The organism is Fluviicola sp. (assembly GCF_030151805.1).
Classification (GTDB): Bacteria; Bacteroidota; Bacteroidia; order Flavobacteriales_D; family Crocinitomicaceae; genus Fluviicola.
In genome coordinates this window covers 1-7,536 of record NZ_JASLCN010000397.1, presented here as the reverse complement: position 1 = coordinate 7,536, position 7,536 = coordinate 1, and the positions used below count along the sequence as shown (strand labels likewise).

4 protein-coding genes and 1 pseudogene are annotated in these 7,536 nt (G+C 42.1%); 3 read left to right on the top strand and 2 right to left on the bottom strand.

Annotation, left to right across the window (positions count from 1 at the left end; genetic code table 11):
- A pseudogene (locus Q1V93_RS15125) lies at positions 1 to 203 on the bottom strand (acetyl-CoA carboxylase carboxyl transferase subunit alpha); the annotation flags it as partial.
- Between the two features lie 59 nt (positions 204 to 262).
- On the opposite strand from Q1V93_RS15125, the gene ispE reads away from it, so the two are divergent.
- Positions 263 to 1,066 (top strand): 4-(cytidine 5'-diphospho)-2-C-methyl-D-erythritol kinase, encoded by an 804-nt coding sequence (gene ispE, locus Q1V93_RS15120; protein ID WP_300665810.1) that lies wholly within the window; start codon positions 263 to 265, stop codon positions 1,064 to 1,066.
- Here the strand turns inward: ispE and Q1V93_RS15115 are convergent.
- Entirely contained in the window at positions 1,063 to 3,324 is a 2,262-nt protein-coding gene (locus Q1V93_RS15115) for a T9SS type A sorting domain-containing protein (RefSeq protein WP_300665809.1), read from the bottom strand. The genes ispE and Q1V93_RS15115 overlap by 4 nt on opposite strands.
- A gap of 93 nt (positions 3,325 to 3,417) precedes the next feature.
- Between Q1V93_RS15115 and Q1V93_RS15110 the strand changes: the two genes are divergently transcribed.
- Both Q1V93_RS15110 and Q1V93_RS15105 read left to right on the top strand, forming a co-directional pair.
- Positions 3,418 to 4,656: a PKD domain-containing protein gene (locus Q1V93_RS15110; protein WP_300665808.1), complete on the top strand. Its 1,239-nt coding sequence runs from the start codon at positions 3,418 to 3,420 to the stop codon at positions 4,654 to 4,656.
- A 465-nt stretch (positions 4,657 to 5,121) separates the two neighbouring features.
- Positions 5,122 to 7,536 (top strand): hypothetical protein (locus Q1V93_RS15105; RefSeq protein WP_300665807.1); only part of this gene is annotated, 2,415 nt, incomplete at its 3' end.

The window sequence follows — 7,536 nt, the reverse complement described above, 5'->3', positions numbered from 1 at the left end:
CTGTCCGGATGACGTGATAATTGTACACGCTGCCACGGAGTCAGCTTTCCGAATATTTCTTTGGTCTTTTTTGTAAGAGTTTCTTCTAGGGCGTGAATTTTATCCGCCATATCGACACCGGTACTGACACCAATTTCGCGGGTTTGTTCAATTTGTTCTTCTAAAGCCTTTAAAGGTTCTTCAAAATCTAAATATGTAGACATAATTGCTATTTTGAGGGGCGAAATTTACGAAAATAGTTCGCATCTATTAATTTTACGGTATGATTAATTTTCCAACATGCAAAATAAACCTGGGATTGCACATCCTGCGAAAGCGGAATGACGGCTACCACGATATTGAAACGGCGATGTTGGAACTTCCTTTTTGTGATGTACTTGAAGTGATTGAAAGCAGGGAGCCCGGGTTCAGCACTTCAGGATTGGAAATTCCGGGATCTGGGAACCTGGTCCTTGAGGCAGAACGGGTATTCGGAACGTATTATCCGCTTCCGGTTTTATCTTTTCATCTGCATAAAATCATTCCGATGGGCGGCGGATTGGGCGGCGGATCTTCGGATGCGGCTTTTGCGCTGAAATTATTGCGGGACCAGTATGCACCGTATGTCAACAATGACGAATTGAAAAAAATGGCTGCTGCAATCGGTTCGGACTGCGCTTTTTTTATTGACGGGGGTTTGCAGTTTGCGGCAGGAAGGGGAGAAGTGTTGAGTTCTGTGAATGTTGATCTGAAAGGTTATTCCGTTGTTCTGGTAAATACCGGGATTCATGTTTCGACCAAAGAAGCGTATGATGGAGTTATTCCGGATGAAAACCGGGTTTCTTTGAAAGAGATCCTGCAAAAACCGATCGCTGAATGGAAAAATGCATTGGTCAATGATTTTGAATTTTCTGTTTTTAAAAAGTATCCTGAATTGGAACAATTAAAACACGCGTTGTATAATCAGGGAGCCATTTACGCTTCGATGACGGGTTCGGGCTCCACCATGTTCGGAATTTTCGAATCAGAAATCACGGAGATCAATTGGTCACAGCAAGTTGTCTACGAAAAGTATCTGAAACTTTAGTTCCGGATAAAATTCAGGTGTTCTATTTTCCCGTCAACTTCCAGTACGAAGTAATACGTTCCTGAAGTCAGCCCGGAAACATCGATTTGTGATCCGACTAATTCCAGAGGCTGTTTCTGTCCTAAAATATTGCAGGCACTGAGCAGTTTGATCGTGGAGTTTTTTCCGTTTTTAGCAAGAATAGTTACCAATTGATTTCCCGGATTCGGAAACAAAACCAATTCTTTTTCAATCTGAAGTTCGTTGAGAGAAGCGGTGCTTAACGGATCTGCTTCGAGCAGGAATAGTCCGCCCAAATCCTGACCTACAAACAAATTCAAAAAGCCGTTCCCATTGATGTCATCTACAAAAACAGAGCTATACAAACCGACATCCATATTCAGGAAATGATCGGAATACAAGCTGAACGTATCGCCGTCCGTTAAATGTCCGTCGATGTAGCGGAAGTAATTCAGTTTTCCATTGTACGCTCCGACAAATAAATGTGTGGTATCGTTTACGCGGAAAAAGTGCGGTGCTGCGTACCCGTCGGGAGTTGTGGAAATGTCTGCCTGACCCAGGTTGTTGCTTATCAGGGTGAAAACTGCAGAGGTAGCGGTTCCTGTGTTTTGATAGTAGGTAATTTCACCGGTTTTTCGACCGATGATCAAATCGAGCAATCCGTCTTTGTTAAGATCAAACAATTGCGGGTAGGAGTAGGAAACAACGTTGATTGCAGCTCCGCTATTATCTGTAACTGCAACGGATGTTCCGAAGTTCATTGGATTTCCTGCTCCGGCTGTATTGGTGAAGCGTCTCACATTTCCGCTTTCCATTCCGACGATCAAATCCTGATCACCGTCTCCGTCCAGGTCTCCGAAAGTCGGAACAACGCGTAGACCTAATCCGAGCGAGGATAAGCCCAAATAATCGTTGTTGACCAATGTGAATTCCGGATTGGAGCTGGTTCCTGTATTTCTGTAAAGCTGAAAAACAGATTCAAGGCTCAGTACCGGTTTGTAACGGACAAAATTTGCTACGAGCAGGTCTTTCAATCCGTCTCCGTTTTCATCTACCAAAACCGGAATGCTTCCCAATCCATGATCAATCATGTCTTTTTGAAGGAAGTTATTTTCCTGGTAAACAAAGTTCGGAAGCGCATTTGTTCCGGTGTTCTTAAAGAATTGAACGCTGTTTTGGTTTTCAGAAACGGTTCGGGCATTCGGAGCAATGATCAGGTCTTTTTTTCCGTCAAAGTTTACATCTTCCCAGTAAATTGCAGGAAACAACTGCATTTGTCCGGGATTTGCAGCAGTAGGATAATCGTGATTCTGACTAACCATAACCGAATTGGTATTCGGAGCCGTTCCGCCGTTCATCAGTAAGGTAATGCCCGGATAGGCAACATCGCCCAGGATCAAATCCATCACTCCGTTGTTGTTGATGTCGATTGCCAATGTCGTTGATCCGGAATGTCTGGTAATGCTTTCATTTGCTAAATCCAACTCCTCGTGTGTGTTTGCTGGTCTGAGCGGATTTGCAATGTCGCCGTTTTCGCATGGGTAGGCTGTTTGATTCAGGTACAAATCATTGCTGTTCGGATCTTCGCTGAATTTTCCCCAGCATTGGTTTTTCAGGATGAAAATGAGTGAATCCGGAATTCCGTAAAGTTCCATGCTTTGATTCTGGTGGTATTCCATGTTTTGTCCGCCAATATGAAAGGTCAGCACGTCGATATCGCCATCAAAATCAATGTCTGCGTATGCAGGAATATCGCTCGCGCTGACATATAAGTTCGAAATGTCTCCGGTGTAATCGGTTTGAAGAATCGGGGTAATCAATTGCCATTGCAGGCCTTGTGTTGAATTGCCGACATTGCGGTAAACTTTAATTCCGCCGATTCCGTATGTAAAAAGGTCTTTTTTTCCGTCAGCGTCGTAATCCACGAATGCTGCCCGGTATTTACAATCAGCGGGAAAGTAGTTGTAGCCTTTGTAAACGTATTTGTATTCATGAGTTGTTCCATTGACAACGTGTTCCATCAAAACGAACTCGTCTCCGCTTCGATCGAAGATCACGAGGTCGTCCAAACCGTCGAAATTGTAATCAATTGTGGAGAACTGACCATAATTAATTCCGCCGGCCCAGGGATTTTTCAGGATTGTACTTCCAACCTTAACCGGAATGTTCGGATTGTATTCAAAACCTAAATAAGTCTGAGAATTACCGGAGTTATAGAAGCAAACTGCGAGAATCAGTAGTGAAAGGAATTTTTTCATTGAACAATAGGATTGCAATACTTCTTCAAATTACGTTAAAATTACGGGCAACTGCAAAGGAGGATTGCTGTTTAGTTAGTAAAACGATAAATAATGAAAAAAATTCTCCTCACACTGCTTGGTTTCCCCATGATGATTTCCCTGGTTTCCGCCCAGGATTCGATATCGGTTCTTTTTATAGGGAATAGTTATACCTACGTGAATGATTTACCCGGAATGCTGAGTAATCTTGCAACGAACCTGGGAAAAGAAATTACGGTTGATTCCAAAACAAATGGAGGTTATACCTTTCAAAATCATGTGACGGATCCGGTGACTTATACGAAAATCCACTCCAGGCCATGGGATGTGGTTGTGATCCAGGGACAAAGCCAGGAGCCGAGTTTCCCGGATGTGCAGGTAAATACTTCCACACTTCCTTTTGCTGTGAGATTGTCTGACAGTATTTGGGCAAGTAATGCCTGCAGCAATGTGATGTATTATATGACCTGGGGAAGACAAAACGGAGATCCGCAATGGGGCGGAATCAATACGTTTGATAAGATGAATACGCGTTTGTATAATGCTTATATGCGGATGGCTGATTCCAGCGACCGATCCATGGTTTCACCGGTTGGAGCTGTTTGGGGGTACGTTCGCGCAAATCATCCTGCAATCAATTTGTACAACCCGGATGAATCTCATCCGTCGACTGAAGGGACCTACCTGGCAGCTTGTACTTTTTATGCTTCACTTTTTCAAAAAAGTCCGGTAGGAGCAACTTATTCCGGAGGGTTGAATGCCGCAACAGCGGGAATCTTGCAACAAGCTGCAGCAACGGTTATCCTGGATTCATTGGACCGGTTTCACCTGCGTCCTGCAAATGAAGCGACACTGGCAGGATTTTCACTCGTTCAAAACGGAGCAACGATTACTTTGACGAATGAAAGTTCGAGAGCAACAACTTATACCTGGTTGTTTGGAGACGGGCAAAGCGTAACAACGGAAAATGCGGAATATACTTTCACTTCAAATGGTGTTTATACGGTGAGTTTGGTTGCTTCTTCGGCTTGTAATTCGGATACAGCTTCCATTCAGGTTGCTGTGGGTGGAACTTTGGGTTTAACAGACCCGGGCTTCGCTTCTGTTGAGATGAGAACAAAAGAGGAGTTTATTGAAGTTTCAAGTAACGAATCCGGGTATTTGATGGAAGTATTCGGAACTGACGGAAAACAATTGATGCAACAACGATTACTGGGTATTGAACCTGTTCTAGTCCCAAGAAATCAGGCAGTTCAACTGTTAAAGCTGACTTCTCCGAATGGAGTGAGTCGGATCGTGCGCTGTTTTTAAGGACGTTAAAAGATTAAAATTTAATGAAAGGTGTCGGATAGACACCTTTTTTGTTTAACAGATTTGTTAAAAAATTGAATTTTAAAATATTAGTTCTAATTTTTAACAAAAAATCTGTATCCTAACACGTAAAGGGTTTTGAGAAGTATGCAAAATTAAGCTTGCATAAAATTTCAAAAATTATTACGTTAAATAATTAACAGCAATGTATTTTGTTTTTTTAACCTTTTTTATGGCTTCTTTGCTAGATTCTGCTAGGATTAAACTATTTTTTAAGTTTTCCTGTTTTTGTGCTAAATCGGTTTACCGAATCAATTATTGTTTGATCAATAGGCAAATCAATTTTGTAAGTATCTAGGATAGTAACATTTTTGTAGGGTTACTTAAATTATAGATTATGTTGAAAAACACCACCGTGGTTTTTCAAGGTCTGAATTTTTCAACTCATTAATTAAATTTTTACCTATGAAGAACAATTCCTTTAAAAAATGGCTGGTTCTTTCTGCTCTATTCGGGCTTATGTGCATTTCGCCACATCTGCTCCTGCGGGCTCAAAGTACGGCCAATTATGCTTTTTCTACTAATACAACCGGATCGCTGGTTGATATGAGTACCGGAACTACGCAATTGATAGGCCCGGGGTTGGATGCTTCTGCATCTGCCGTAACTTCAATTGGCTTTACTTTTCCGTTTATGGGCAGTACGTTTTCCCAATTCTCTGTTAATGAGGATGGGGTGTTACAGCTTGGCGGAACTGCTGTAGGAACGAATGTTTATACCATTACCGGAGGTACTACTACTCTTCCGCGTTTAGCTGCTTTTAATGCTGATATGCGAACAGGAACTACAACCGGAAAAGTGCATTATAAGGTTACAGGGACAGCCCCAAACAGGTCATTGGTTGTTGAGTTTACCAATATGCAGCTATTCTATACAGGGACCGGTACAGCTGGTACTACTACGTTTCAAATAATTCTTTCCGAAACGACTGGAGGGATTAGTTTTATCTATGGAACAGTAAATGCTAGTAACATTGGAGGGACTACAGATAGAGCTCCGTCGATTGGTTTCTATCAAGGAGGGGCTACAAATGCATTTGCTTCTGTAAATTATTCAGCAAATACGGTTTCAACTGTTTCTCCTTATGCTGCTAACCCTGCGGTAGCTGCCATTGGTGACATCACTAACTTGAATTCTACAATTGATGGTTCCAGAAGAGTTTATGTTTTTACACCAGCTATACCAGCAACTCCAACAGGGTTGAACTTCACAAGTGTTGGTGCTACAGTCATGACGCTTAACTGGACTGATAATGCAACTACAGAAATGGGATACAACATTTACCGATCCCTGGATGGAGTAGCTTATACCTTAGCTACGCAAGTAGCAGCGAATACTACAACTTATAACGCTACTCAATTAGCTATAAACACATTGTACTATTGGAAGGTAGTTCCCTATGGGGAAATAGGAGAAGCTACTCCTGTTTTGGGGTCTCAGTCTACTTCGCCTGCTTCATTTGCAGGTGGTATTAAAACTGTAGGAACAGGAGGAGATTATCAGAATTTGACTACTGCTTTTGCTGCGATTAATGCACAAGGTTTGACGGGTAACGTGGAGCTTCAATTAATTACAGGTTATCCTGCTGCACCTGAAACGTATCCGATTCAAAGTAGTAATACAGTAGCAACAGGAGCGTTTACTGTAAAAGTTTACCCAACAGTTTCAGGACTTTCTATTACCAGTGCAAACGCAACAGGTACGTTGAATCTGAACAATGCAGCGAACATTACATTTGATGGTCGTGTAAACCAAACAGGGGCTAATGACCTGGTGATCGCGAATACAAATGCAGGAACCAGTTATGCTATTCTATTCAATAATGATGCGCATAATAATAGTGTAACACATGCTATCGTTCGAAGTGTTAACACTTCCTCGTCTTCGGGTACAATTGTTTTTGGAACAACTACCGGAGCAAACGGAAACGATAACAATGCAATCACGAATTGTGATATTGCTGATGGAGCGACAACTCCTGCTAATGCAATTTATTCTGTTGGTACAACAACGACAACAGCTCAATTCAATGATAACAATACGATTTCGGATAACAACATTTCCAATTTCTTTAATGCAGGAAATGCTACGGCAGGGGTCTTGGTTGGTGCAGGAAACAGCACATGGACGATTTCGAATAACAAATTGTTCCAAACTGCAACCAGAACATATACTTCAGGAAATACACATAATGGTATCCAGGTCAACAACACGAATGGAAATGGTTTTGTGATTACCGGTAACACTATTGGGTATGCAAGTTCTACAGGTACAGGTGTGTATACGATGGCGGGTACAGTGGCTACTCGTTTCATTGGAATTAACGTGTCTGCGGGAACAACCGCTGCATCTTCCGTTCAGGGAAATACCATTGCAGCGATGAGCTTAGCGACTTCAAGTGGGGCGGCTACCGGGAATGGTGTGTTAACCGGAATTAACATTACGAATGGTAATGTTAATGTGGGTAACGTTACTCCAAATATTATCGGAGCTGCAACAGGTACAGGAAGTGTAACTGCAACTTCAAGCTCAACAGGAGCATTGATCGTTGGGGTGAACAGCAGTTCAGCGGGCATTGTTAATATTTCCGGAAATACAATCGGTTCTATTACAGGTTTAGGTTCTACTGCAACTGTTTCTACAAGTATCACTGGTATTCAGGTTACAGCAGGTACTCCGACTATTAACTCAAACATGATCGGAAGTACAACAACTGCTAATAGTATCAATTCACCAACTGTATCAACTTCTACTACAGGTCAGTTTGTGCGTGGTATTGATGTGTCGGCTGGTGTTACGAGTACAACTTCTATTCAATCG

Coding starts and splice junctions, on each gene's coding strand:
- ispE (WP_300665810.1), top strand. CDS start 263: ATGATTAATTTTCCAACATGCAAAATAAACCTGGGATTGCACATCCTG.
- Q1V93_RS15115 (WP_300665809.1), bottom strand. CDS start 3,324: ATGAAAAAATTCCTTTCACTACTGATTCTCGCAGTTTGCTTCTATAAC.
- Q1V93_RS15110 (WP_300665808.1), top strand. CDS start 3,418: ATGAAAAAAATTCTCCTCACACTGCTTGGTTTCCCCATGATGATTTCC.